Here is a 24992-nt window from a genome sequence, read left to right on the forward strand (position 1 = left end):
CGTAAGCGATCTACTCTTTTTGGATATCAACAATCGTCGCCGCGCTGCCCTCCATCCGGAAATCAAACGCTACTTTGTCTCCCACCTTCAATTGTTCGAGCTGCTGCGCAGAAGCTTTGAAGCCCATGGTCATGGCTGGCCATTTCAATGCCGGCACCGGTCCATGTGCCAGGGTCACTTTACCGCCCAAGGCGTCAATAGCCTTTACCGTACCTTCAGCGTGAGCAGCAGGTGCTGATGGGGCTTCCTTCATATCCATTCCGTCCATGTTCATTCCGACCATGGAGTCTTGGGCTTGCGCGCCTGATGCGAAGGCAACGAACAGTGCAACATTGAGGTAGAGCTTTTTCATTGGATGTCTCCTGGTTTGGAATCATGGGTTACTGCAAGTTCGCGGCGCCGTATTAGCCAATACGCTGCGGGAATCACAAGAGAGAGAGCAACGGCGCCGTCAGCATGCCGCCTACCATCGGTACGGCGATGCGACTCATCACTTCGCTGCCTGTCCCGCTGCTCCAGAGAATGGGTAACAAGCCTGCAACGATAACTGCCACTGTCATCGCCTTCGGCCGGATGCGCTGCACCGCGCCCTCGCGAATGGCTTCCAGAAGTGCAACTTGCGTGCGCTCGCTATTGGCTTGCCGTTCAGACCAAGCGTTGTTCAGGTAGATCAGCATGATCACTCCGAATTCCGCCGCGACCCCGGCCAGGGCAATGAAGCCAACACCGGTGGCCACCGACAGATTGAAACCCATCAGGTACAGCAACCACACGCCACCGGTGAGGGCGAAAGGCAGGGTGCCCATAATCAGCAGCGCTTCGCCGAGGCGGCCAAAGGTCAGGTAGAGCAGGACGAAGATGATTGCTAGGGTCGCCGGCACCACCCAGGCCAACCGTGCGTTGGCGCGCTCCAGATACTCGAACTGCCCTGAATAGCTCAGACTCACTCCTGGATCGAGCTTCACATCGCTATCAACTGCCTGACGCAAGTCAGCGACCACAGACGACAGGTCACGGCCCCGCACGTCGATGTACACCCAGCCAGAGGGTCGGGCGTTTTCGCTCTTAAGCATCGGCGGGCCTTCAGCGATTCGCACATTTGCCACGGTACCGAGGGTGATCTGGCCCCCTTGTTCGGTGTAGATCGGTAGCTGACGCAGGGCGTCGACTGAGTCGCGCCATTCGCGGGGATAGCGCACGCTGATCGGGTAACGCGCCAACCCTTCGACCGTCTCACCGATGGTTTCGCCACCAATGGCGCCGGCGACAATGGCCTGCACGTCGGCGATGTTCAAACCGTAACGGGCAGCAGCCTGGCGGTCGATGTCGAGATCGACGTATCTCCCTCCGGTCAAACGCTCGGCAAGGGCTGAAGTCACGCCAGGTACAGACTTCGCTACCCGTTCGATAGCCAAGGTCGTGCGGTCGATCTGCGCCAGGTCGCTGCCGGCCACCTTTACGCCAATCGGGCTCTTGATACCGGTGGCGAGCATGTCGATTCGGTTGCGGATTGGCGGAATCCAGATGTTGGTCAGGCCCGGTACGCGTACGGTCCGGTCGAGTTCCTCGACCAGTTTTTCGCTGGTCATTCCTGGCCGCCACTGATCCTTGGGCTTGAGCCGCACGATGGTCTCGAACATCTCCAACGGTGCCGGGTCGGTGGCTGACTCCGCGCGACCGGCCTTGCCGAACACACTGGCGACTTCTGGCAACGTGCGGATCAGTCTATCGGTGCGCTGCAGCAGCTCCGAGGCCTTTTGCGCCGACAGGCCTGGCAGGGCCGAGGGCATGTACAGCAGGTCACCTTCGTCCAGCGGCGGCAGGAATTCTCCACCCAGGTGGCTCAATGGCCACAGGCTGCTGAGCAAGATCGCCAGCGCGCCCAACAGCGTCAACCACGGCCTACGCAGTACGACCTCAAGCGCCGGCCGGTACACGCGAATCAGCCCACGGTTGAGTGGATTACGCTGCTCGGCAGGCAATGGCCCACGGATCCAGTAGCCCATTAGCACCGGCACCAATGTCACGGCTAGCCCCGCCGCGGCCGCCATGGCGTAGGTCTTGGTGAACGCCAGGGGTGCGAACAGCCGTCCCTCCTGGGCCTGCAAGGTGAACACCGGCACGAACGACAGGGTGATGATCATCAGGCTGAAGAACAGCGCCGGCCCGACCTCCACGGCGGCATCTGTCATGACCCGCCAGTGCTCGGCTCCTCTCAGCACCTGCCCCGGATGACGGGCATGCCAGGCCTCGACCCGTTTGTGCGCGTTTTCGATCATCACCACAGCGGCATCGACCATTGCGCCAATGGCGATGGCAATTCCGCCCAGAGACATGATGTTGGCGTTGATGCCCTGGTGCCGCATGATGATCAGCGCGATCAGCACCCCCACCGGCAATGACACGATCGCAACCAGCGACGAGCGCAGGTGCCACAGGAAGGCCGCACACACCAGTGCGACCACGATGAACTCCTCGATCAACTTGTGACTGAGGTTGTCTACGGCGCGGTCGATCAATTGGCTGCGGTCATAGGTAGTCACCAGCTCGACGCCGGCGGGCAGGCTTTTCTTCAGTGTTTCGAGCTTTTCCTTCACACGGGTGATGGCTTCCCGGGCATTCTTGCCGCTGCGCAGGATCACCACGCCGCCCACGGCTTCGCCTTCGCCGTCCAGCTCCCCGATGCCCCGCCGGGCTTCCGGCCCGAGTTGTACTCGGGCGACGTCGCCCAGCGTCACCGGTGCACCGTTGGCAGCCAAGCGCAGGGGGATGGCGCGAAAGTCGTCCAGCGTCTTCAGGTAGCCCGAGGCCCGCACCATGAATTCCGCCTCACCTTGTTCCAGCACGCCACCGCCCGTTTCCTGATTGGCCTTGCCGATGGCGTTTGCGACCTCGCCCTGGGTGATGCCGAGACTGGCCATACGCAGCGGGTCGAGTACCACCTGGTACTGCTTGACCATGCCGCCAATGCTTGCCACTTCAGCGACATCCGGTACGGTCTTGAGCTCAAAGCGCAGGAACCAATCCTGCAGGCTGCGCAGCTGTGCCAGATCATGCCTGCCACTGCGGTCGACCAAAGCGTACTGGTAGATCCAGCCAACGCCTGTGGCGTCCGGCCCAAGTGCTGGTTTGGCTGAGGCAGGCAGGCGCGACTGAACCTGGCTCAGGTACTCCAACACGCGTGAGCGTGCCCAGTACACGTCGGTGCCATCTTCAAACAGCACGTAGACGAAGCTGTCGCCGAAGGCAGAAAAGCCACGTACGGTCTTGGCGCCCGGTACCGAGAGCATCGTGGTGGTCAGCGGATAGGTGACCTGGTTTTCGACGATCTGGGGTGCTTGCCCTGGGTAGGAGGTACGGATGATCACTTGGGCGTCCGACAGATCGGGCAAGGCATCGATCGGCAGGCTGCGCAGCGAAAATATCCCCCAGGCCACCAGGAACAAAGTGGTGAGCAGAACCAGTATGCGATTGCTCACTGACCAACGAATCAGTTTTTCGATCATGGCTGGCCCTCCAGCGCATTGATCTGCTCGATGACCATGCCGTCGTCGCGCTCCCGAACACCAAAGCGGATACGTTCACCCACCTTGAGCCCAGTAATCAGCGTGGGGTCGGCCACATGAAAAGTCATGGTCATCCCAGGCATTCCCAGGGTGACGAAAGGCCCATGGGCGATGGTCAGCTGATTACCTTCAATTTGCACGATTCGACCGTCTGCTTCATGCAGCTCGGGCGGTTGCGAGGCGGCCGGTGAGTCCGAGGCGGTGGTCGCCTCGATGCCTTTGAGGCTGGCTTCGGAGTCGATCAGGAACTGTCCGGATGCCACGACTTTTTGCCCGGCCTGCAGGCCTTTCAAGATGGTAACCTGGCCGCCGTTCTCCTGGCCTAGCAGCACTTCCACTGGGCGGAACCGGCCTTGGTCTTCGGCCACCATCACCAGATCACGTTTGCCGGTGCGGATTACGGCCTCGGCAGGTAGCAGCAGGCTGTCATCGGCGTTTTCGCCTGGGCGCAGCGCAACCTGCGCGGTCATTCCCGGCCGTAGCCGACCATCTTTGTTGGGCAGCTCAATACGCAGGCGCAAGGTACGGCTTTGCAGGTCTGCATCCGCGAGCAGAGCTGTCAGTTTGCCTAGAACGGTCTCGCCGGGATAAGCCGGCAAGTGGGCCTCTACTGCTTGCCCCTCGTGCAGGCCACTTGCCTGAGCTTCCGGCACAGCGGCTTCGAGCCACACATTCGCAATGCCATTGATACGTGCCAGAGTTGCGCCAGGTGTCACGGTCATTCCTGGACGCAGATCCAGCGCCTGGATGACCCGGCACTCGGCGCGACCAGTGTCACCTGGTTCTGCACCTTGCCGCTGCGTGCGACCCGGTCGACCAGTTCACCCGGCATACCGGCCAGCAGCAGGCGCTGGCGTGCTGCAGCTAGCAACTGCACATCACCCAAGTGGCGCAGCGCGAGAAACTCTTCCTGCAGACCAGCCCATTCCGGAGCCAGTACATCCGCCAGAGGCGCGCCTTTGGCCACCACATCCCCTGTGGCTCGGCCATAGGTGCGCTCGACGAAGCCTGCGGTGCGTGCCTGGAGTGCACTGAAATCCCGCTCATCGAAGGCCAGTACGCCGCTGACCTGCAGGCTGCGCTGCAGCCGGCCACGGCTCACCGTCGCTAGGCGTACCCCAAGGTTCTGTTGTACGCCTTGGCTGATTTGCACCGTTGGCTGCACGGGATCTGTGCCTTCTTCGGCGTATTTCGCTACCAGTTGCATGTCCATGAACGGCGACTTGCCGGGCGCTGGGAAGTGTTGCTGCGGGTACATCGGGTCGTACCAATACAATGGCTTCTGTTCCGCTGTTGCTGCGGGTGCTTGTGCAGGTTGCCCAGGATGCCCCAGCCAATAGCCTGTCCCGGTGCCAATGGCCAGGGCGAGTGCTGTGATCAAACCGATAGACGTGTTGTTCATGCACGCACCTCTCCATATACGAAGTGCAGGCGAGCGGCGGTCGCCGCTAGCTGCCCTTGCAGGTCGATATCCTGTAACCGTGCCTCGATGCGCTGACGCCGCGCTGTGACTACCTCTTCCAGCGCCGACTTGCCTGCCCGGTAGTCGGCCAAGGCCAGGCTGACGCGTTGTTCGGCCAGCGGCAGCAAGGTTTCGCGGCTGCGCGTCACCGCCCTTTGCAGGCGTTGGTATTCCGCCAGGTCAGCTTCGAGCTGCGCGGTGTGTTCACGCAGTGCCGCTTCCTGTTCGTCCTCCAGTTGCCGCACCTGGGCCTGGCGAGCGGCGATCATCGGGTCCTGCCGCGACCCGCTGAACAGCGGTAACTGGAAACTGACCTGCAGGCTGACCATGTTGCTGAATTCAGGCCCGCGGCGTTGGTAGTCAACCTGCCAGCCCCAATCTGACTTTTTCTCGGCGATGGCCTGCTGCACCTGAGCTTGGGCTTCACGGGTCATGGCCCCGTAGGCGGCCAACTCCGGATGGGCGTGTAGGGTGTGCAGGTAGTCAGGTGCGCGTACCGGCCACTGCGGAAACGTCGGCGCTTGTAATGCGTCGGCATCCTGTCCGATCCAGCGTTTAAGTGCGGCGCGGGCCTGGGTGGCTTGGGTCAGTAGTTGGTCCTTCTGCTCTTCCAGCTGCGCGGCCTCCTGGCCCGGGGCCAGGGCGTCGGCGGAAGCGCCGCCCCCTGCGGCCAGGCGTGCACGTACCGCCGCTGCCAGCAGGCGGTTCTCGTTGAACAGATTGTCGAACTGCTGCAATTTGCGTTGCAGGGTGTACGCGGTAATCCAGGCTTGTGCCGTGGCTGCACGCACTTTCAGACGCTCGAACAGCGCTTCGGCATCCGCCCGCTCGACCGTGGCCTGAGCGGTTTCGACCCGCGCTTTTCGTTTGTCGCGGTTGGGCACCTCCTGAGAAAGGCCGACCACCTGCATGGTCATGAAGTCTCGGTTGGTACTCCATCGATCGCTGCCATCCACGGGCAGGTTCTGCACACCGAGATTCAATCGTGGATCTGGCAATTCACCCGCAGGCACAACTGAGTGACGTGCTGCGGAAGCCTGTTCTTGGCGTGCTTGAAGCGAAGGTGCGTTGCGCTCGGCGAGTTGCAGCGCATCGTCCAGCGTGAGCGAATTCGCCTGCGCGGATAGCACCGGCAGCAGGAGTGTCAGGGCGGCAGCAAGCATCCGCCCTGAATGGGAACATAGGGGAGTCATGAAGATGATTCCTCGAAAAAACCAGCGCATAGGCGCGTGTCATCGTTCAGCCGCCGAGGCAGAACAATGGTGTGAGTTTTACGAAAGAATCAGGCCCGAGGAGGGCGCCAGTGATCGGGGGAGCCCTGGTTAGAAGGCTTTGACCGTAGGTATCGACGGGACGTGGAGTGGCGAAGGTGAGTGCGGGCTCGACCATGCTGACCTGCAGTGTGCTTGCAGTTCTACATTCCTGACCGACTTTACAGGCTTTGGATGAGTGTTGGTTGGGCTCTCCGTTGTCTTGATCCTGGCAACAATCGTGGTCCATGCCTGCCATCATATCCATGCCCTGAGACTGCATCGGGCATGGTTCTATGGGTGAGTCGATTCCCGCCATCCCATGGAGAGGAAGCGCGCCCACGAGCATCAACATAGTTAGCAGTCGTAGGAATCGAATCATGATGGTCGAGTGTAGGCCAAAGCGGTTAGCGCAACATTAACGACGCGTGCGATTGTTAGCCGTTCGGTGCGCGGCAGGAAAAACGAAATTGAATGCTGTAACCCCTTCGGACGAGGTGCACCAGACTTTTCCATCATGTGCTTTGACGATGGAGCGGGTAATGGCCAGACCAAGCCCTGCATTGCTAGGTCCTCCTTCTCGCCTTGCCGGATCGGCCCGGTAGAAGCGATCAAAAATCTTGTTGATGTGTTGCGTGTCAATGGCGGACCCGCCGTTTTTGATCGTGAGGGTTACCTTGTCTGCTGCTTGCTGAATTTCTACCGAGATCTCGCTCCCGTCCGGCGTGTATCGCACGGCATTCGAGAGAACGTTGGATACAGCTCGATCAATCATGAGCCTGTCTCCGGAGATGATGCCTTTCCCTTGAAGCGTGAGGCGTATGTCGCGATCGTCGGCCAGCAACTGGTAGTACTCGAAGAGTTTGGCAACAAGGTCATGAAGCTGGATGTCCACCTGCTCAGGGATGATGAGGCCGTTGTCTGACTTGGCGAGGAAGAGCATGTCATCGATCATGCGTGACATCCGCTTCAGATCTTCCAGGTTTGAATACAGGTTCTCTTCATACGCGTCGACATCGCGCTTCCGGGACAGCACCACTTCGGTGTGCGTTAACAGGTTACTGACAGGCGTTCGCAACTCATGCGCGATATCGGCTGAGAAATTTGATAGACGAACGAAGGCATCTTCCAGGCGTGCGAGCATCCCGTTGAAGGACAAGATCAGTGTTTGCAGTTCGAGTGGTACAGGCTCCAGCGGGATTCGCTCTTGAAGTGACCTGGCAGATATGGACGTCGCAACCTTCGTAATTTGTTCGACGGGGCGTAGGCCACTTTTCGCGACCAGCCAGCCTATACCAGCACTGACCAACGCACTAATAACCAAACCAATCGCAAACCACCGCTGGAGGGTTTCGAAGAAGTGCGCATGGCTGGTGATATCCAGCATCAGCATGACGGTGCCGAGAGCTGGTTGGCCCTGGATCGCAACGTCAGCGGTGATACCGCGGAAATTATGGTATTCGTCCTGCCATTCCCACACCTCTTCCTTGTCAGCGCGCTTGTAGTGGTCTGGAATTTGTACGGCTTTGAGATCTGAAAATAGTACCTCACCCTGTGAGGTCAGCACCTCTGCCGTCAGATCCTGATGAGCACCCAGCAATGCGCGGAGTTGTGGTCTCAACTCTTCCATTCCCGTTCCAGGTGCCTGGATTGACAGAATGTGTCTCGTTGACTCCAGCTTCTCGGACAGCGCTTGTTCATCGAGCATGCGGAAGTGATGCTGGCTCAGCATGTTGAAGCTGATGCCCGCGACCACAAGAACAGCAATGACCGCGAACATGATCATCAGAGTCAGGCGCTTTACGAGCGAGGACCGGGACAAAATCACTCCGGGGCATCCATCATGTAGCCCATTCCTCGAGCTGTGTGAATGAGCTTAGGAGCAAAGTCATCATCAATCTTTGCCCGTAGCCGTCGTATCGCAACCTCGATCACATTGGTGTCGCTGTCGAAATTCATGTCCCACACCTGGGAAGCAATCAGAGATTTGGGGAGCACTTCACCACGCCGGCGCATCAAAAGTTCCAGAAGTGAAAACTCTTTAGCAGTAAGGTCCATTCGCTTGCCACCTCGAGTAGCTCTTCGTTTGAGGAGGTCTACCTCAAGATCCGCCATTCTCACAGTGGTCTGGGCTGCTGTGCTGGTGCCCCTGCGTAGTAAAGTCCGCACACGAGCGAGCAGTTCTGAGAAAGCAAAGGGTTTGATCAGGTAGTCATCGGCTCCCAGCTCAAGGCCCTTCACTCGATCATCCACCCCATCTCTGGCAGTCAGAAACAATACAGGGACGTCTTTGCCGGCTGCGCGGACCATTCGCAAGACTTCCCATCCTTCTAGCCCCGGCATCATCACGTCGAGTATCAGCAGGTCATAGCTTTCGCTCAGTGCATGTTGAAGGGCATCGGTACCCGTGAGGACCCGGTCAACAGTGAATCCCGCCTCTGCAAGGCCCTGTTGTAAATAAGCACCGGTTTTCGGTTCATCCTCAGCTACGAGTAGTTTCATGTGCTCAGCCTTCAAAAGGTGTACACACCCAGTGTGCAGCAAAAAAGTGAGCAAACCAGAAGCTGACGTAAAAGTAATGTTGGGATCAGCCAGCTGTCAGGGCCTGCCGTCTACGGTCATTGAAGACGGGCATTGCAGTCACGCCTGCCGTTATCGGTAGCAATGGTTTCAAACCACCTGATGGAGATAGTCCCGTGAAATCGATCAGACTTTTGCTTGTGGCTACATCTATGCTGCTGTCGTCGGCCGTTTTTGCTGAAGGTGGGAGCGATCGAGCAATAGAGCGGATGCAGCAGCTTCGCGACAAAGCCGAAGCAGTTCTGGTGAGGGCTGAAAAAGCTGAGCCCGGCCAACGACATGTGCATATGAAAGAGCACATGTCCATGCTTAAGGACCTGATGGGCCAATTGCACCAAGATCACCCCAAAGCGGGTATGTCCAAAGAAGATCACCTGGCGTGGATGGAGAAACACGACAAGATGGTTGATGACGTACTCAGTCAAATGGTTCGTGAACACAAATTGATGATGGCGGACAAGGAGTGTCATCCATAGCCCAGGATTCGTGGCCGTTCCCCTCTGCTCCTTTGGCCTATCGGCGCCCACACGGCGCCGTTTTTTTTGTGGGCCGCATGAAGCTGACGGAACTGTAATGCCGAGCTCAGCTTTCTGAAAGCGCAGCCTGGCTAATGTGACCCCAAGCCTGAACTCCATGGGCCGCACAGTAATCCGCCGAGGAACAACAGATGAACTCGATCAAAGCTCTCGTAATGGTTATCACTTTTGGAATGGCTGGCCTTGCTCTGGCTGAAGGTGGTGGCGACCGTACCTTTGCGAAAATGGAGGCTGCCCGCCAAACCGCCACTGAGGCGTATCAGCTTGCACAGCAGAAGACCGACAAGGCGCCGATGGCAAGCCAAAGCCATAAACACGGGCAGCATGAGAACTGCTAATCCGAGCTTACAGAAATGTAATCACTCGGGAATCTTTTATGTGGCAGTTTCAAATCGCTTTCTCCCACTGTGGCTTGCGCTTTCGAGCAAGTCCATAAGACTTGTGGGACCCCCAAGGAAGCCGGGTCTGCGATCGAGCGGCCCGGATATCAGCGAATTATCTGACTGACTGGACACTACGGCATGCACAGCAAAACCACGAGACGATCTTTCGTCAAAGGCCTGGCCGCTACTGGACTACTGGGTGGACTGGGCATGTGGCGCGCGCCGGTCTGGGCTGTGACCAGCCATGGCCAACCGAATGTTCTGACAGGCACCGATTTTGATCTCTACATCGGTGAGCTACCGGTCAACATCACCGGAGCAACTCGCACAGCCATGGCAATCAATGGATCGTTGCCGGGGCCGATCCTTCGTTGGCGGGAGGGAGACACAGTCACGCTCCGCGTACGCAACCGCTTGAAACAGGACACTTCTATCCATTGGCACGGCATCATCCTGCCAGCGAACATGGATGGTGTGCCTGGTCTGAGCTTTCATGGCATCGCACCCGATGGCATGTATGAGTACAAGTTCAAGGTCCATCAGAACGGTACCTACTGGTACCACAGCCACTCCGGGCTCCAGGAGCAGGTCGGGGTGTATGGCGCCCTAGTCATCGACGCGAAAGAGCCTGAGCCGTTCACCTATGACCGGGACTACGTGGTCATGCTCAGCGACTGGACGGATGAAGACCCTGCACGTGTGCTGTCCAAGCTCAAGAAGCAGTCTGACTACTACAACTACCACAAGCGCACCGTGGGCGACTTCGTCAACGACGTAGGCGAGATGGGATGGTCGGCTGCGGTGGCGGATCGGAAAATGTGGGCTGAGATGAAAATGAGCCCTACCGACCTCGCTGACGTAAATGGTTACACCTACACCTATCTGATGAACGGCCAGGCCCCGGACGGTAACTGGACGGGCGTGTTCAAACCGGGCGAGAAAATCCGCCTGCGCTTCATCAACGGCTCGGCCATGACGTATTTCGATGTGCGAATTCCCGGCCTGAAGATGACGGTTGTCGCAGCGGATGGGCAGCATGTCAAACCCGTTGCGGTCGACGAGTTCCGCATCGCCGTTGCCGAAACCTACGACGTAATTGTTGAGCCGGAAGACGAGCAGGCTTACACCATTTTTGCTCAATCCATGGATCGCACAGGCTACTCCAGAGGCACTTTAGCCCTTCGCGAAGGTATGCAAGCTGCAGTTCCGGCAGTTGATCCTCGCCCTCTCATTTCAATGAGCGATATGGGTATGGATCACGGCAGCATGGCTGGCATGGACCACGGCAAGATGGCTGGGATGGACCAAGGCAGCATGGCTGGCATGGACCACAACAAAATGGCTGGGATGGACCAAGGCAGCATGGCCGGTATGGACCACAGCAAAATGGCTGGGATGGACCAAGGCAGCATGGCCGGTATGGACCACAGCAAAATGGCTGGGATGGATCAAGGCAGCATGGCCGGTATGGACCACAGCAAAATGGCTGGGATGGATCAAGGCAGCATAGCTGGTATGGACCACAGCAAAATGGCAGGGATGGACCAAGGCGGCATGGCCGGCATGGACCACAGCAAGATGGCTGGTATGGACCACGGCAGCATGGGAGACATGGGCGGCGCCATGCAGTCTCACCCAGCCTCAGAAACTAATAACCCCTTGGTCGACATGCAGACTATGAGTCCAACGCCCAAGTTGGACGATCCGGGAATCGGCCTGCGCAACAATGGACGACGTGTCCTGACGTATGCGGATCTGCGCAGCACGTTCATTGATCCAGATGGACGTGAACCAGGGCGCACCATCGAGCTGCATCTCACAGGCCATATGGAGAAGTTCGCCTGGTCCTTTGACGGCGTCAAATTCTCCGATGCTGAAGCCCTGCGCCTCAAGTATGGCGAGCGTCTGCGAATCACGTTGGTCAACGACACCATGATGACTCACCCCATCCACCTCCACGGAATGTGGAGCGATCTGGAAGATGAGGAGGGTAATTTCATGGTTCGAAAACACACCATCGACATGCCTCCAGGCTCAAAACGAAGCTACCGAGTAACCGCGGATGCTTTGGGCCGTTGGGCCTACCACTGCCACCTACTGTTCCATATGGAAATGGGCATGTTCCGAGAAGTCCGCGTGGACGAATGAACTGGAGATCCAAGATGAGCAAACCAATGAAGCGAAACGCCTTTTTCCTTTCTGCTGCGATGGCTGGTCTGTTTGCTGTTTATGCTCCTTCGTCGTGGTCCAGCGACAATCATGAACAGCACACCCAGAAGTCTGCCGATGCCGCGAAATCGAAGGGTTCTCAGGGCATGGATCATGACTCGATGAAGGGTATGGATCATGGCTCCATGAAGGGTATGGACCACGACAGCATGAAAGGTATGGACCATGGCTCGATGGAAGGTATGGATCACAGCAAAATGATGGAATCGCATGGCAGCGATAACGCTAAGGCAGGGAAAGATGACCAATAGCCTGGTACGACCATCGCTGCTGGCATTGACCGTTTCATTCAGCTTGCTGGGTGCTGCGCCCAGCTTTGCTGCTGAGGAGATGGACCATTCGGCAATGGGGCACGGAGCCATGGAAATGGATTCCGCTCCGTCGGCTGACCCGATGCCAGGCATGGACCACGCTCAGATGGGCGCGAGCAAGCAGCAGAAGAAAGCCGCGCCCGTTGATCACAGCAAAATGAAACACAGTCAACCTGCGGCCAAACCTGCACACATGGACCACAGCAAGATGGACCATGGCAGCATGCAGGGGATGGACCATGGGGCCATGGATCACTCGATGATGAACCATGGCTCTGATGCCCCAACGACGACTAGCCGTACTCCGATACCTGTGCTGACGGATGCTGATCGCCAAGCTGCCTTTCCTCCGTTGGGCGGGCATCAGATGCACGACAGCGCGATCAACAGCTTCTTCCTGCTAGATAAGCTTGAGTACCAGGATGCAGACGAAGGCAGCGCGCTGGCTTGGGAAGCCTCTGGATGGGTTGGCGGCGATATCAACCGGCTGTGGATCCGCTCCGAAGGTGAGCGGACGAATGGCGTCACCGAGGACGCTGAGTTGCAGCTTCTGTATGGGCGATCCATTAGCACATGGTGGGATGTGGTCGCTGGGGTGCGCCAGGATTTCCAACCAGGATCTCCACAGACATGGGGAGCTTTTGGTATCCAGGGCATGGCGCTCTATGACTTCGAAGCCGAAGCCACAGCGTTCATCGGTGAGAATGGCCAGACAGCTGCTCGGCTAGAGGGCGAATACGACATTCTCCTGACCAATCGCCTGATCCTGCAGCCAACCGCTGAAGCCAATTTTTATGGCAAAAACGATCCCGAGCGCGGGGTGGGTTCTGGCCTGGCAAACACCGAAGTCGGTCTGCGCTTAAGGTATGAGATCGTGCGCCAGTTCGCACCCTACGTCGGCGTCACCTGGAGCCGCTCCTACGGCAAAACGGCAGACCTGATCCGCGATGAAGGCGGGGATGTCGATGAAGCGCGTTTCGTTGCCGGCATTCGGATGTGGTTTTGAGAGCCTGACATGAAGAGAACAATTACAACGTTGGTAGCAGCAGGCGCCGTGGGTAGTGCGGCGGCGTTGGGGGCCGCGTATTTTGGCCTGGTCAACGTCGGTGCTGATGATCCTCACTTCCCAGCCGTGCATGCTTTCCTCGCCATGGCGCGGGATCGCTCCATTGAAGTGCGCGCACGGGACATCGAGGTACCGAACCTAAAGGATGAAACCCTTATCCGTACAGGTGCCGGTAACTACAATGCGATGTGCATTGGCTGCCACCTCGCCCCTGGGGTGGATAAAACCGAGCTCAGCCAAGCGCTTTATCCGGCACCGCCCAATCTTGCCAAGATTGGTTCAAGCAATAACCCCGCAGCGGCCTTCTGGACCATTAAACACGGTATCAAGGCTACCGGCATGCCCGCTTGGGGCAAGAGCATGGGTGACCAGTACATCTGGGGTATTGTCGCTTTCCTTGAGCAAATGCCGCAGATGAACGCAGAGCAGTACAAGGCCCTGGTAACAACCAGTGGCGGCCACCAGCACGGTGGTGGGGAAAGTGAGATGCACAACCATGAGGGCCAGCATGGCGGCAATGAGCCAGACCATCATGGCAAGGTTTCCTCTGAGGCAGGGCACCACGATATGGAGCAGTCAGAGGCTCATCACTCACACTCGGCAGATTCCGAGGGTCACGAATCTGAGGGCGGCCATCATGATGCTACCGAGTCCTCTAGTGATCAGAATTCCAAACCAGGTTCGAAGACGCACACACACAAAGATGGAAAGGTACACACCCATGAAGGCTAACAGCCGCTTTCTCAGGTTGGCCGCCTTCGCGGCATTCATCGCGCTGCCGCCAGTCTACGCAGCCGTACCGACCACGATTGATGTTCATCGGGATGCCAATTGCGGCTGCTGTAAAAAGTGGATCGCACACTTGGAACAAAATAGCTTCAAGGTCATTGACCATGTTGAAACCGACATGAGTGCTGTAAAACAGAGCCTTGGGGTCGCACCGCGTTTGGCTTCCTGTCACACGGCAGTGATTGATGGGAAGTTTGTCGAAGGACACGTGCCAGCTGAGCAGGTTCGTGAGCTGGCAAACAGAGATGATCTGATCGGTGTCGCCGTCCCAGGTATGCCGGCAGGCTCCCCAGGTATGGAAGTGGATGGTGTCACTCATGCATACCAAGTCATCGGTTTCAACAAGAGCGGGCAGGATGTAGTGGTTGCGGAGTATCCAGGCCACTGATCGACAGTTTTCCCAACGCAAACGGCGCTTTTAAAGGCGCCGTTTTAGTTTGAATAGAGTTCAAGAGCTCAGTTCTGGCCGCGGCAATTGATGCCAGCTGCGCGGTATTCGAGAATGTTGAGCTTGCCTGTCGAGTCTTCATAGGTCATTTGCGCAGGCATCACATCACAGCTTCCCCGGTTTGAGGTCACAGCAATCACTTTTGCTACATCGAGCTCCATGCCGTAGCGGTAGTGGACTACCTCTGGGGGATTTTTACCGATGGAGGCTGCGTATGCGCGCATGGCCTGCTCATTCGCCTGAATCATTTTCCCGTGCAGGCGGTCGGACCCGCCCTCAGCCATCGCGGCCGAGGAAGCCATCAGAATCAGTATGGCGGCAACGCCGTTGAGAGCTTTCATGTTCGTCACTCCGATTTGGTGTGATTGAATCTTAGGGGGCAGCACCTGTCTCTCGGGTGATCTGTGGATTACATCTTTGTCAGTCGGCAAGCGGTGTCGAACGGCATTCTCTGAGAGCTGGTGAAAGGCCAGAAAAGCTCATTCCCTGGGCGCAGCATAGATCCTGGGTGAGCGCCTCGTCAGTGCCTTGCGTGTGCATTCCGAGCACGGGTATTGGGATGCCAAAGCAGTGGTCAGTGCCACGGGCACCTGGAGCAACCCTAATATCCCTGCTTATCCCGGTGCCGAGCTGTTCCGTGGTCAGCAGCTGCATTCAGCTCATTATGTTGAGCCGCTGGCCTTCTCGGGTAAGCGAGTACTGATCGTCGGTGGAGGTAACTCCGGGGCACAGATTCTCGCTGAGGTTTCCCAAGTAGCGGATGCGACCTGGGTAACGCCCACCGAGCCACTCTTCCTGCCTGATGATGTGGATGGTCGAGTGCTGTTCGAACGGGCGACAGAGCGCTGGAAAGCGCAGATGGAGGGCCGTGTGATTGAGCAGCCAGTCGGTGGGCTGGGCGATATCGTGATGGTCCCGGCTGTGGTCGAGGCGCGTGAGCGAGACGTTCTGCACGCTGTGCGGCCCTTCGTTCGTTTCACCCCCGACGGTGTGGTTTGGGCGGACGGCTCGGAGACCGCGGTCGATGCGGTGATCTGGTGCACCGGATTCAAGCCGGCGCTGGGGCACTTGGCGAGCCTCGGGGTAGTCACGGGTGACGGACGCGTCGAAGTTTCAGGTACACGGTCAGTGAATGAGCCTGCCCTTTGGCTGGTGGGTTATGGCGAGTGGACAGGCTCTGCATCCGCGACCTTGATCGGGGTGACACGCACAGTCCGCAGCACTGTTGTTGAGATCGAGCAGTTTATGGTGAAAGCGGAGGCTTGAGTGCATCCGCTCTTCCCCTGTGCTCAGTGGGTCTGCTGCGCCATTTCGCTGTGTCTGGGCAACCCGAGCGAGATGAGCGCGGCAGCCAATACGAAGATGCTGGAAACCCACAGGCAGGCCTGCAAACCGTAGGCTTGGAACACCCAGCCTGACAGCAGTGTACCGACCAGCCGCCCCAGGGCGTTGGACATGTAATAGAACCCTACATCCAGGGAGACGCCGTCTTCCTTGGCATAGCTGACGATCAGGTAGCTGTGCAGCGAGGAGTTCACCGCGAACAGCACACCGAACAGCATCAGCCCACCGAGCAGCACCACCTGGGCCGACCAGCCTGCCGATAGGCCCACGGCAATGAGCGCAGGCAGTCCCGCCAGGGCGATCGCCCAAATGAAGGCCGCTCGACCGTCCGGCACGTGACCGCGCTTCTTACCGGTGATGTGAGGAGCAAACGACTGGACGATGCCGTAGCCAATGATCCACGCGGCGAGGAAGCCGCCGACCAGCCAGAAGTCCCAGCCAAACGCGGTGCTCAGGTACACCGGCAGCGCCACGACGAACCAGACGTCCCGGGCACCAAAGAGAAACAGCCGTGCGGCCGAGAGGATGTTGATGGCTCGGCTCTTGGACAGCATGTCGCGGAACTTGGGTTTGGCCTTGGCTTTGCCCAAGTCCTTTTTCAGCAGCACCAGACTGCCAATCCAGATCAGGGCCAGTACTGCCGCCATGGCCAGCACCGCCAGGGTGAAGCCGAGCAACGCGAGCAGTGCTCCGCCGAGGAAAAAGCCCACGCCTTTGAGCGCGTTCTTCGAGCCCGTCAGGATGGCCACCCATTTGTAGAGCGTCCCCTGTTGGCTGTCCGGTACCAGGAGCTTGATGGAGCTCTTGGCGCTCATCTTGTTCAGGTCCTTGGCGATGCCGGACAGCGCCTGAGCGGCCATCACCCACGGCACCGTAAGCCAGGCTGCCGGCACTGTGAGCATCAGCAGTGCAAAGACCTGCATGCCCAAGCCGATGTTCATGGTGCGGTTGAGTCCCAGGCGGGCGCCGAGGTAGCCACCCACCAGGTTGGTGATCACGCCGAACACTTCGTAGAACAGGAACAGCGCGGCGATCTGCAGCGGCGTGTAGCCCAGCGAATGGAAGTGCAGTACCACCAACATGCGCAACGCGCCGTCGGTGAGGGTGAAGGCCCAGTAGTTGCCGGTAACCAGCAGGTACTGACGCACTTCCGCAGACAGGGCTGACAACGCCTTCATGATCGCTGTTTACTCCGCTGCGCCGACCAGGCGGGCCAGTTCCGCTGCACGGTTGGCGTAGCCCCATTCGTTGTCATACCAGGCGTAGAGCTTCACCTGGGTGCCATTGACCACCAAGGTCGACAGTGCGTCGATGATCGAGGAGCGCGGATCGGTGCGATAGTCGATGGACACCAAGGGGCGCTCTTCGTAGCCCAGGATGTCTTTCAACGGGCCTTCGGCCGCCGCCTTCAGCAGAGCGTTGACCTCTTCAGCCGTTGTCTCACGTTCCACTTCGAACACGCAGTCGGTCAGCGAGGCGTTGGCCAGCGGTACGCGCACGGCGTGACCATTCAACTTGCCGCGCAGCTCGGGGAAGATCTCGGCGATCGCAGTAGCCGAGCCCGTGGTGGTTGGGATCAGGCTCATGCCAGAGGCACGGGCGCGGCGCAGGTCCTTGTGCGGCGTATCGAGGATGCTCTGGGTGTTGGTGAGGTCGTGGATGGTGGTGATCGATCCGTGGCGGATGCCAAGGTTCTCGTGAATCACCTTGACCACCGGGGCCAGGCAGTTGGTAGTGCAGGAGGCGGCGGTAACGATGCGATGCTGCGCCGGGTCGAACAGGTGCTGGTTGACGCCCATCACCACGTTCAGTGCGCCTTTCTCCTTCACTGGAGCGCAGACCACCACACGTTTGACGCCCTGATCCAGGTAGGCCTGGAGCACGGCTACCGACTTCATCTTGCCGCTGGCCTCGATGACCAGGTCGCAGCCTGACCAGTCGGTGTCGGCGATGGTCTTGTTCGCGGTGACCTGAATGCGCTTGCCATCGATCACCACCGTACTGCCCTCAGCACGGGCTTCACGGAGCCAGCGGCCGTGGACCGAGTCGAAGTTGATCAGGTGGGCATGGGTCTCGGCGTCGCCGGCCGGGTCATTGATCTGCACAAACTCGAACTCTGGCCAGTCCCAAGACGCGCGCAGCGCCAAGCGACCGATACGGCCAAACCCATTGATACCTACTTTGATAGCCATGTTCTTGTTCTCGGGTCGCGATTAGCGAAGGGTCAGAGGGTAACGCTGAACTGGTTGATGTAGCCGACGTGCGCAGGGTTCTGAATTGCACGTGGACGCAGGGCCTGGACCTGGGAAACAGCTTCCTGCACAGGGATGCCGCACTCGATCATCAGGCGGGCGGCAAACAGGCCGGTGCGGCCAGAGCCGCCCTTGCAGTGAATGGCGATCGTCTTACCGGTCACCACCAGCTCTTTCAGGCGTTCCCGGTGAGTTTCCCAGGCAGCAGCAAACGGCTCACCGGGTGCTTCGTCGTCTTCGACCGGCAGGTGGAACCATTCGAGGCCCAGCAGTTGGCACTCCTCGGGAAGCAGATCGATCTCGTTCTGCAGCAGTTCTTCACTCGGCATCAGGGTTACCAGCGCGCTCGCGCCGGCATCGCGCAGCGTTGCCAGAGCCTGAGATACCGATGTCTCCTTGGTACCTGGGCACGGAGTGAAGATCAGCTGGCCGACCAGTTCGGAATTAGCCAACACGGAATACGGGTGCAATTGCATGCTCACAAAGCCTCAAATGGATCGTTGATTGACACGCTTGGATAGTTCTTCAGCCGACTCTTTACGTTCGGAGTAGCGATCGACCAGATAGTCGGAGCGATCACGAAGCAGCAGGGTGAACTTCACCAGCTCCTCCATCACGTCGACGACACGGTCGTAGTACGAAGAGGGTTTCATGCGACCCGCCTCGTCGAATTCCAGGTAGGCCTTCGGCACGGACGACTGGTTAGGGATGGTGAACATGCGCATCCAGCGGCCGAGGACGCGCAGCTGGTTGACCACGTTGAACGACTGCGAGCCACCGCAGACCTGCATCACCGCAAGGGTTTTGCCTTGGGTCGGGCGCACGGCGCCCATGCTCAGTGGAATCCAGTCGATCTGCGATTTGAACACGCCAGTCATTGCGCCGTGGCGTTCTGGCGAGCACCAGACCATGCCTTCCGACCACAGCACCAGGTCGCGCAGCTCCTTGACCATGGGGTGGTCATCGGGCACGTCATCCGCCAGCGGCAGCCCGGTCGGATTGAATATCCGCGTCTCGGCACCGAAGTGTTCCAGCAGGCGTGCAGCTTCTTCCGTCAGCAGGCGGCTGAAGGAGCGTTCGCGGGTCGATCCGTACAGCAGCAGGATGCGAGGCTTATGGGTGGACTTTTGCTCGACTGCCAGCTTGTCTGCTGTCGGCAGTTCGACCAGATCGTTGTCGATGTTGGGGATGTGGTGTTCGGTCATGATTTACTCCTGAGACAAGGCGCCAGATGGCTGATCGAACCAGCGGCGCTTGAGCCACAAGGCCACGCCCACCAGGGAGATCAGTACCGGCACTTCCACCAAGGGCCCGATGACGGTGGCAAACGCGACCGGCGAGGCAAGACCGAAGGTGGCGATGGCCACGGCAATGGCCAGTTCAAAATTGTTACTCGCTGCGGTGAACGCCAGAGCAGTGGTACGTGGGTAGTCAGCTTCCAGCAGCTTGCCCATCCAGAAGCTGATGAAGAACATCACCACGAAGTAGATAGTCAGCGGGATAGCGATGCGCAGCACATCCAGCGGCAGTTGCAGCACCATGTCGCCTTTCAGGCTGAACATGGCCACGATGGTCAGCAGCAACGCCAAGAGCGTCAGCGGGCTGATCCTCGGAATGAAGCGCTCCTGGTACCAGGTCTCGCCCTTGCTGCTGATCAGAATCTTGCGGGTCAGGAAGCCGGCCAGGAACGGGATGCCCAGGTAGATCAGTACCGATTGGGCGATGTCGAGGAAGCTGGTCTCGATGACGCTATCCTCAAGGCCAAACAGAGGTGGCAGCAGGCCAAGGAAGATCCAGGCGTACACGCTGAAGAACAGGATCTGGAAAATGCTGTTGAAGGCGACCAGGCCCGCCACGTACTGGTTGTTGCCACCGGCGATCTGGTTCCACACCAGCACCATGGCGATGCAGCGCGCCAAGCCGATGAGGATCAGGCCAGTCATGTACTCAGGCTTGTCGGAAAGGAACACTACTGCCAGCCCGAACATCAGTACCGGGCCGATTACCCAGTTCTGGACCAGCGACAGCACGAGGATGCGCTTGTCCTTGAAAACCTGAGGCAGTTCCTCGTATTTCACCTTCGCCAGCGGCGGGTACATCATGACGATGAGGCCAATCGCGATGGGGATGTTTGTCGAGCCTACCGACAGGCTATTCAGCCACGCAGGCAATCCCTGGAACAGGCTGCCCAGACCAATGCCCAGGCCCATGGCCAGAAAGATCCAGACCGTCAGGTAGCGGTCTAGGAATGAAAGTCGGCTTTTGCTCATGGTGGATCTCCCTAAACGTCAGAGCGTTCCGATGCGGGCCAGCTCGACCTTGAGCTGGGCGGCATCCATTTGGTCGAAAGGCAGTGCGATGAATGCCTTGAGGCGTCGCTTGATCTGTTCAAGCGTGTTGTCGAATGCCGCGTCCAGCTCGGCGGCACTACCGTGCAAATCCGAAGGGTCAGAAAGTCCCCAGTGGGCTTTCACTGCTGGTCCGAAGAACACGGGGCAGGCTTCGCCAGCGGCCTTGTCGCAGACGGTGATGACGAAGTCCGGTGCCAGCTCGGCGTGTGCATCGCTGGATTTGCTGCTGAGGCCATCGGTGGAAATACCGGCGCGCTGCAGCGCGGAGATGGACAGCGGATGTACCTCGCCCTTGGGCTGGCTTCCGGCGCTGTAGGCCTTCATGCCGGCCGGAGCCAGGTGATTGAAAACAGCCTCGGAGAGGATGCTGCGGCAGCTATTGGCGGTGCAGAGGAACAGAACTTTCATCGGCTTTTGCTCGGCAGTAATCAGCAGCAGGTAGCAGCACGCTGTGGGCGGTCACCCATGGCGTCCAGTCGAGTGGAACTGCTGTTCAGCCACTCGCTGTTGGCCTCCAGCGTCGTTTTCAGGATCTCGCGTACCCAGGCGGGCAGCTCTGGATGCAGCCGGTAATAAACCCATTGGCCCTGGCGGCGGTCTGCCAGCAGGTCACAGGTGCGTAATTGCGCCAAGTGGCGGGAAACCTTGGGCTGGCTTTCTTCCAGCGCACAGGTCAACTCACAGACGCAGAGCTCTTCCTCGCGGGCGATCAGCAGCATCATCCGAATGCGGTTCTCGTCGGCGAGGCATTTGAAAACCTTGGTAGGGGTCAGTGGATCAGTCATAACGATTCTCAGTGTTTGGTTTTCACGAAGACGAACATCTTGATGCGCTCATGGATCTCGTGAAGCGTATGGCGGAAGGCATCGTGCTTGTCGCTGGTGACCGGATCTTCAAAGTGCCACGCCAAGCGCTCGCCCAATGCCGGTAGTAACTGGCACTCCAGCGCCGCCTTGTCGCAAAGGGTGATGAGGTAGTCGAAGTGTTCGCCGGCGAACTCATCGATGGACTTGCTGCGCGGCCGCTGGCATCGATACCGAGGTGCTCAAGCGCCGCGAAGGTACGCGGATCTACTTCGCCAGGCTGAGTGCCGGCGCTGAATGCTTCAAAGCGCACAGGGTCTGTGTGTCGGAGCAATGCTTCGGCGAGCTGGGAGCGAGCAGCGTTTGCGGTGCAAACAAACAGGACGCGGATCTTGCCAGTCATCGCGAGGTACTATGCATGTATATGATTTTTCGAATATACGCTTTTCCGAATGTATCGCAACCCCTCCGGTGATGGGTGGCTTTACATGTGCATATTCGTGCACATATATTGGCGGCATGACGACCAACCAGAACCTCCGCACCCAAGCCATCGACGCTGCCATCGAGTCGCTGGACGAAGCCTTCTTCAAAGCACTCTGCGAGCCCTCCAGGGTCGCGGTGTTCAAGCGCGTGCTCCTGCTGGGCCGGGCGGATGTCGGCGAAATCGCTAAAGAGCTGCCGCAGGAGCGCTCGGTGGTCTCCAGGCACCTGCAGGTGCTGCACGATGCCCAGATCGTGAAAGCCACCAAGGTGGGCAGGCAGGTGTTCTACGAAGTGAATGGTGGGGCGATCGTCGAGCGCCTTGAGGGCCTGCTCCAGCGAACCAAGGGTCTGGTTTCGCTGTGCTGCCCGTAGCTCGTGCCCTTTTTTTGTCCTGATATATGCTTGAGTGCGCACATATGAATAAATCGAGTCGCGCGGTGGATGTGATCGTCATCGGTGGTGGGCAAGCGGGCTTGGCGCTTGGCTGGCATTTACAGCAGCACGGCTTGGACTTTCTGATCCTAGATGAGCAGACGCGCCCAGGCGGAAACTGGCGCAAGTACTACGACAGCCTGCTGCTTCGTCATCTGGAACGGGTTGGTTCGACGGAAACACCCGCTCAACGATCGCGCAATCCAGCCAACGGCCTTCAAGACAAGCGTGCTTCTCATAGACGCCAACCGTCCTGAAACCGCAGGACTGACAGAGCGCGAGGCTCGCCTCGTTGAAGGTGAAAATGCGGGAGAGGACTTTCCAGAAGCCGCGTGCCTCAGCCTCACTGAGCAATGCCTTGAGCAGCGCCTTGCCGATGCCACGTCCGCGGACGTCACGGCCCAGATAGATCGAGAAGTCGGCGATGCCGGCGTAGCACGAACGCGCGCGGTAGCTGCTCAGGTTTGCCCACGCCACTACCGCACCGTCGACCTCGACGACCAGCACCGGATGGCGAGACATGTCGGCCACCCAGGGCTGCACATCCATGGCGCTGCGTGGTTGGGTCTCGAACGTAGAGCTGCGGTCTTCGATCCCCTGGTTGTAGATCTCGGCAATGGCCTGGACATCGCTGAGTTGAGCAAGGCGAATGTGCATCTGGCTTCCTTTCGCGGGAACTAGTGGTTAGAGGGCTGGGTTTTTCTTTCGGCAACTGCTTATTCACCCCCCGGCCTACTTGCACTGTACAACGCGGGAGTGGGGTTTTCACATTTCGGCGGCGACTCGCCGAGAATCAGTACTTGCTAGGGATGTTCGCAACCAACAAATTGGCTGGGGGAAACCGTTCGACTCGCTCCTCCTTGATGCAGTCCCACGCCCATTTATGTAGCGATGCGCTGCGCAGGAAATCACCTACCAATTCGATAGGAATCTGGTCTTCGTCGACAGCAAGTTTGTAACTAGGCTGCATGGCATAGCACACGTCCATTCCCATTCGACCACTAAGCAACTGGTTAATTACCTTCACCCGCTGAGTCCAGGTCAAACGCTGCTTTCTACGCTTCGAGTTCTGATAGACCATCAAATTTAGGTGGAGAGACGCATGTATATATGCACCTATGCAAATACGCTGAACATTTTGAGCTCTGAACGACTGCGGTCAATCATTCGCAACGAGTCTGATTTGCGCCCAATGCCCAGAAAATCTGCACCGCTGATTGAGCACGACAACATTTGCGGCGCTCAGTATTACGCGTCTCAAGGAGATGAACTGCCATGAAAACGATCGCTAACACAGCTGAAAGTTTGAGCAGCCTCGGGCTGAGCGAGATGGCTGAGGCATACGCGCCAGCTGGACGATCCGGCGCTGCTCGGTCAACCCTTCGAGACCCGCCTCGGCCTGATGATGGATGCGAAAAAAAGCGAGCGCGAAACCCGGAAAATTGAGCGCCTGCTCAAGGCGGCCAAGCTGCGAGAGACGCAGGCCACACTCGAAAACATTGAGTTCAAAGCATCGAGAGGCCTCGACCGAAACACCATCATGACACTCGGCGAGTGCGAGTGGCTCTACTCATCCACTCACGCGCATATCGCGATCAGCCGAAAAAATAATCTCTGTGACCTTGAGGTTCTCTCGATGAGGCGAGTGATGAATGCTGTAGCAAGCCCCGCCTACTACCTTGTAGATATAGCCCTCATCCGTTCCTGAGGCATCTTCAGCAATGCTCACTTCCTGAAGCGGTTCCATCACCCAGTCTTTCCCACCTCTCATGTGGCCAGGAGACATCAGATGTGCCTGCGCGATCCATGAGCAGTCATCAAGCTCCGAAAGCATCTGTTTAAGTATCGGTACCGTGGGGATCATCAGCATGCTGCCCACGATGTCATCACCATAATCGCGCACGAGCTCCACGTAAAACCATGGATGGTGCAGTTCCAGCTCAATAAATTTCCAGCGGCGACTGGAAGGCTCTCCGAAAATGTCGGCTGAGCTGAGTTCGGCGTGCCTGTAGGTCTTGAACATCGAAAAATCCTCAAAATATTAACAATAGTTAATGGATGTCCGACGTTCAAGACGGCTTCATCATTCCTTTTGTAGGAATGAAAAAATGGAACTGAAACAGGCATTTGGGAAAGCAATGAGGCAGCTCAGAAAATCCCGCAACCTTAACCAAGAAGATTTCGGTGGCCACAGCAGCCAAACCTACCTCAGTCAACTGGAAGCCGGAGGAAAAGGCCCTACCCTCGAAATGGTGCATGGGCTCGCCTCTGCCATGAATGTTCATCCTTTGACGATCTTGACCCAGTGCTACCTTTTTATGGACAAGGATGCCACTCTGGATTCAATCATTCAGCGCGTTCGTGAGGAGCTCAGCGTGACGCCATCGGACCGATGAGGATGGGCATCTGCACCCTTCAGCATGGGCTGAGATGTCTTGTCTGATGCAACCAAATTCTGCGCTCCCTGACCCAGTGGCTGGGTTGCGCCTTGGCCCTACCTATGCGGGAAAGGAGATACATTGAAAGGCCGGCGGAAGGTAAAGACTGAGAAGTGGCGTATCAAGTCGGAACTGGAAGGCAGCGCCCAAGAGCTTTTGCGAGGGCGGGCACAGACGCAAGGAAGGTTCCTCGATATAGCGGCACAAGCCGGCAAGAGAATGGAACCCGTTGGCCGACTTGCCGGTTGAGAGATACGCTTTCACAT

General features: G+C 58.3%; 22 protein-coding genes and 7 pseudogenes. 12 read left to right on the forward strand and 17 right to left on the reverse strand.

Going from position 1 to position 24992, the window contains the following annotated elements; translation table 11 throughout:
* Positions 1-10 precede the first annotated feature (10 nt).
* The 6 genes and pseudogenes from AB5975_05940 to AB5975_05965 form a co-directional block, all read right to left on the reverse strand.
* Positions 11-352, reverse strand: coding sequence for a copper-binding protein (locus AB5975_05940; GenBank protein XDR21419.1), 342 nt, complete (start codon positions 350-352; stop codon positions 11-13).
* A pseudogene (locus AB5975_05945) lies at positions 349-3506 on the reverse strand (efflux RND transporter permease subunit). Before AB5975_05945 ends, AB5975_05940 begins: the two are co-directional and overlap by 4 nt.
* Positions 3503-4968: pseudogene (locus AB5975_05950) on the reverse strand (efflux RND transporter periplasmic adaptor subunit). Before AB5975_05950 ends, AB5975_05945 begins: the two co-directional pseudogenes overlap by 4 nt.
* The gene (locus tag AB5975_05955; GenBank protein XDR21420.1) at positions 4965-6221 is read right to left on the reverse strand and encodes a TolC family protein; all 1257 of its coding nucleotides are present in this window, start codon (positions 6219-6221) and stop codon (positions 4965-4967) included. Before AB5975_05955 ends, AB5975_05950 begins: the two are co-directional and overlap by 4 nt.
* 475 nt (positions 6222-6696) lie before the next feature.
* A complete protein-coding gene (locus tag AB5975_05960) occupies positions 6697-8103 on the reverse strand; it encodes a heavy metal sensor histidine kinase (GenBank protein XDR22929.1) in 1407 nt (468 codons plus the stop codon).
* Positions 8103-8780, reverse strand: a complete 678-nt coding sequence (locus tag AB5975_05965) for a heavy metal response regulator transcription factor (protein XDR21421.1) — start codon at positions 8778-8780, stop codon at positions 8103-8105. The genes AB5975_05960 and AB5975_05965 overlap by 1 nt, the downstream gene beginning before the upstream one ends.
* Positions 8781-8974: 194 nt before the next feature.
* Between AB5975_05965 and AB5975_05970 the strand changes: the two genes are divergently transcribed.
* From AB5975_05970 to AB5975_06000, 7 genes are all read left to right on the forward strand, one after another.
* The gene (locus tag AB5975_05970) at positions 8975-9334 is read left to right on the forward strand and encodes a co-regulatory protein PtrA N-terminal domain-containing protein (protein XDR21422.1); all 360 of its coding nucleotides are present in this window, start codon (positions 8975-8977) and stop codon (positions 9332-9334) included.
* A gap of 191 nt (positions 9335-9525) precedes the next feature.
* Positions 9526-9732, forward strand: a complete 207-nt coding sequence (locus AB5975_05975; GenBank protein XDR21423.1) for a co-regulatory protein PtrA N-terminal domain-containing protein — start codon at positions 9526-9528, stop codon at positions 9730-9732.
* A gap of 183 nt (positions 9733-9915) precedes the next feature.
* Complete coding sequence (locus AB5975_05980; protein ID XDR21424.1) at positions 9916-11925, forward strand: copper resistance system multicopper oxidase; 2010 nt, start codon at positions 9916-9918, stop codon at positions 11923-11925.
* Positions 11926-11939: 14 nt separating this feature from the next.
* The gene (locus AB5975_05985) at positions 11940-12257 is read left to right on the forward strand and encodes a hypothetical protein (protein XDR21425.1); all 318 of its coding nucleotides are present in this window, start codon (positions 11940-11942) and stop codon (positions 12255-12257) included.
* Positions 12247-13323 (forward strand): copper resistance protein B, encoded by a 1077-nt coding sequence (locus AB5975_05990; GenBank protein ID XDR21426.1) that lies wholly within the window; start codon positions 12247-12249, stop codon positions 13321-13323. Before AB5975_05985 ends, AB5975_05990 begins: the two co-directional genes overlap by 11 nt.
* 9 nt (positions 13324-13332) lie before the next feature.
* Positions 13333-14115: a c-type cytochrome gene (locus tag AB5975_05995; GenBank protein XDR21427.1), complete on the forward strand. Its 783-nt coding sequence runs from the start codon at positions 13333-13335 to the stop codon at positions 14113-14115.
* Positions 14105-14560, forward strand: a complete 456-nt coding sequence (locus AB5975_06000; protein XDR21428.1) for a DUF411 domain-containing protein — start codon at positions 14105-14107, stop codon at positions 14558-14560. Before AB5975_05995 ends, AB5975_06000 begins: the two co-directional genes overlap by 11 nt.
* A gap of 68 nt (positions 14561-14628) precedes the next feature.
* Here AB5975_06000 and AB5975_06005 read toward each other — a convergent pair whose 3' ends face one another.
* Positions 14629-14961 (reverse strand): DUF2790 domain-containing protein, encoded by a 333-nt coding sequence (locus AB5975_06005; protein ID XDR21429.1) that lies wholly within the window; start codon positions 14959-14961, stop codon positions 14629-14631.
* A 181-nt stretch (positions 14962-15142) separates the two neighbouring features.
* Between AB5975_06005 and AB5975_06010 the strand changes: the two are divergent.
* Positions 15143-15886, forward strand: a pseudogene (locus AB5975_06010) (NAD(P)-binding domain-containing protein).
* 23 nt (positions 15887-15909) lie between these two features.
* Here AB5975_06010 and arsJ read toward each other — a convergent pair.
* From arsJ to AB5975_06050, 8 genes and pseudogenes are all read right to left on the reverse strand, one after another.
* On the reverse strand, positions 15910-17142 hold the full coding sequence (arsJ, locus tag AB5975_06015; protein XDR21430.1) for an organoarsenical effux MFS transporter ArsJ: 1233 nt from the start codon (positions 17140-17142) through the stop codon (positions 15910-15912).
* Between the two features lie 9 nt (positions 17143-17151).
* Complete coding sequence (locus AB5975_06020) at positions 17152-18156, reverse strand: ArsJ-associated glyceraldehyde-3-phosphate dehydrogenase (protein ID XDR21431.1); 1005 nt, start codon at positions 18154-18156, stop codon at positions 17152-17154.
* 32 nt (positions 18157-18188) lie between these two features.
* A complete protein-coding gene (locus tag AB5975_06025) occupies positions 18189-18692 on the reverse strand; it encodes a cyclin-dependent kinase inhibitor 3 family protein (GenBank protein ID XDR21432.1) in 504 nt (167 codons plus the stop codon).
* A gap of 12 nt (positions 18693-18704) precedes the next feature.
* Entirely contained in the window at positions 18705-19421 is a 717-nt protein-coding gene (gene arsH, locus AB5975_06030; GenBank protein XDR21433.1) for an arsenical resistance protein ArsH, read from the reverse strand.
* Positions 19422-19424: 3 nt separating this feature from the next.
* The gene (gene arsB, locus AB5975_06035) at positions 19425-20486 is read right to left on the reverse strand and encodes an ACR3 family arsenite efflux transporter (GenBank protein ID XDR21434.1); all 1062 of its coding nucleotides are present in this window, start codon (positions 20484-20486) and stop codon (positions 19425-19427) included.
* Positions 20487-20504: 18 nt separating this feature from the next.
* Positions 20505-20975, reverse strand: a complete 471-nt coding sequence (locus AB5975_06040; GenBank protein XDR21435.1) for an arsenate reductase ArsC — start codon at positions 20973-20975, stop codon at positions 20505-20507.
* A 20-nt stretch (positions 20976-20995) separates the two neighbouring features.
* Complete coding sequence (locus tag AB5975_06045) at positions 20996-21352, reverse strand: metalloregulator ArsR/SmtB family transcription factor (GenBank protein ID XDR21436.1); 357 nt, start codon at positions 21350-21352, stop codon at positions 20996-20998.
* Positions 21353-21360: 8 nt separating this feature from the next.
* Positions 21361-21773, reverse strand: a pseudogene (locus AB5975_06050) (arsenate reductase ArsC).
* Positions 21774-21889: 116 nt separating this feature from the next.
* Here AB5975_06050 and AB5975_06055 point away from each other — a divergent pair.
* Together AB5975_06055 and AB5975_06060 are read left to right on the forward strand one after the other, a co-directional pair.
* Entirely contained in the window at positions 21890-22228 is a 339-nt protein-coding gene (locus AB5975_06055; protein XDR21437.1) for an ArsR/SmtB family transcription factor, read from the forward strand.
* Between the two features lie 44 nt (positions 22229-22272).
* Positions 22273-22431 (forward strand): annotated as a pseudogene (locus AB5975_06060) (FAD-dependent oxidoreductase).
* Positions 22432-22450: 19 nt separating this feature from the next.
* Here AB5975_06060 and AB5975_06065 read toward each other — a convergent pair.
* A pseudogene (locus tag AB5975_06065) lies at positions 22451-22945 on the reverse strand (arsinothricin resistance N-acetyltransferase ArsN1 family A).
* A 748-nt stretch (positions 22946-23693) separates the two neighbouring features.
* Here AB5975_06065 and AB5975_06070 point away from each other — a divergent pair.
* Positions 23694-23798 (forward strand): annotated as a pseudogene (locus AB5975_06070) (AAA family ATPase).
* A gap of 60 nt (positions 23799-23858) precedes the next feature.
* On the opposite strand, the gene AB5975_06075 reads toward AB5975_06070, so the two are convergent.
* Positions 23859-24311, reverse strand: a complete 453-nt coding sequence (locus AB5975_06075; GenBank protein ID XDR21438.1) for a hypothetical protein — start codon at positions 24309-24311, stop codon at positions 23859-23861.
* 85 nt (positions 24312-24396) lie between these two features.
* Between AB5975_06075 and AB5975_06080 the strand changes: the two genes are divergently transcribed.
* Complete coding sequence (locus AB5975_06080) at positions 24397-24684, forward strand: helix-turn-helix domain-containing protein (GenBank protein XDR21439.1); 288 nt, start codon at positions 24397-24399, stop codon at positions 24682-24684.
* The last annotated feature ends 308 nt before the right edge of the window (positions 24685-24992 follow it).

The sequence above is a fragment of the Pseudomonas putida genome (assembly GCA_041071465.1).
Taxonomy (GTDB): domain Bacteria; phylum Pseudomonadota; class Gammaproteobacteria; order Pseudomonadales; family Pseudomonadaceae; genus Aquipseudomonas; species Aquipseudomonas putida_P.

Excerpts from the sequence above, each read along its gene's own strand:
- AB5975_06000 (XDR21428.1), top strand. The coding sequence starts at position 14,105 with ATGAAGGCTAACAGCCGCTTTCTCAGGTTGGCCGCCTTCGCGGCATTC.
- AB5975_06075 (XDR21438.1), bottom strand. The coding sequence starts at position 24,311 with ATGTTCAAGACCTACAGGCACGCCGAACTCAGCTCAGCCGACATTTTC.
- AB5975_06005 (XDR21429.1), bottom strand. The coding sequence starts at position 14,961 with ATGAAAGCTCTCAACGGCGTTGCCGCCATACTGATTCTGATGGCTTCC.
- AB5975_05940 (XDR21419.1), bottom strand. The coding sequence starts at position 352 with ATGAAAAAGCTCTACCTCAATGTTGCACTGTTCGTTGCCTTCGCATCA.
- AB5975_05975 (XDR21423.1), top strand. The coding sequence starts at position 9,526 with ATGAACTCGATCAAAGCTCTCGTAATGGTTATCACTTTTGGAATGGCT.
- AB5975_06080 (XDR21439.1), top strand. The coding sequence starts at position 24,397 with ATGGAACTGAAACAGGCATTTGGGAAAGCAATGAGGCAGCTCAGAAAA.
- arsJ (XDR21430.1), bottom strand. The coding sequence starts at position 17,142 with ATGAAGGCGTTGTCAGCCCTGTCTGCGGAAGTGCGTCAGTACCTGCTG.
- AB5975_06045 (XDR21436.1), bottom strand. The coding sequence starts at position 21,352 with ATGACTGATCCACTGACCCCTACCAAGGTTTTCAAATGCCTCGCCGAC.
- AB5975_06025 (XDR21432.1), bottom strand. The coding sequence starts at position 18,692 with ATGCAATTGCACCCGTATTCCGTGTTGGCTAATTCCGAACTGGTCGGC.
- AB5975_06020 (XDR21431.1), bottom strand. The coding sequence starts at position 18,156 with ATGGCTATCAAAGTAGGTATCAATGGGTTTGGCCGTATCGGTCGCTTG.
- AB5975_05965 (XDR21421.1), bottom strand. The coding sequence starts at position 8,780 with ATGAAACTACTCGTAGCTGAGGATGAACCGAAAACCGGTGCTTATTTA.
- AB5975_06055 (XDR21437.1), top strand. The coding sequence starts at position 21,890 with ATGACGACCAACCAGAACCTCCGCACCCAAGCCATCGACGCTGCCATC.
- AB5975_05985 (XDR21425.1), top strand. The coding sequence starts at position 11,940 with ATGAGCAAACCAATGAAGCGAAACGCCTTTTTCCTTTCTGCTGCGATG.
- arsH (XDR21433.1), bottom strand. The coding sequence starts at position 19,421 with ATGACCGAACACCACATCCCCAACATCGACAACGATCTGGTCGAACTG.
- AB5975_05995 (XDR21427.1), top strand. The coding sequence starts at position 13,333 with ATGAAGAGAACAATTACAACGTTGGTAGCAGCAGGCGCCGTGGGTAGT.
- AB5975_05955 (XDR21420.1), bottom strand. The coding sequence starts at position 6,221 with ATGACTCCCCTATGTTCCCATTCAGGGCGGATGCTTGCTGCCGCCCTG.
- arsB (XDR21434.1), bottom strand. The coding sequence starts at position 20,486 with ATGAGCAAAAGCCGACTTTCATTCCTAGACCGCTACCTGACGGTCTGG.
- AB5975_05990 (XDR21426.1), top strand. The coding sequence starts at position 12,247 with ATGACCAATAGCCTGGTACGACCATCGCTGCTGGCATTGACCGTTTCA.
- AB5975_06040 (XDR21435.1), bottom strand. The coding sequence starts at position 20,975 with ATGAAAGTTCTGTTCCTCTGCACCGCCAATAGCTGCCGCAGCATCCTC.
- AB5975_05980 (XDR21424.1), top strand. The coding sequence starts at position 9,916 with ATGCACAGCAAAACCACGAGACGATCTTTCGTCAAAGGCCTGGCCGCT.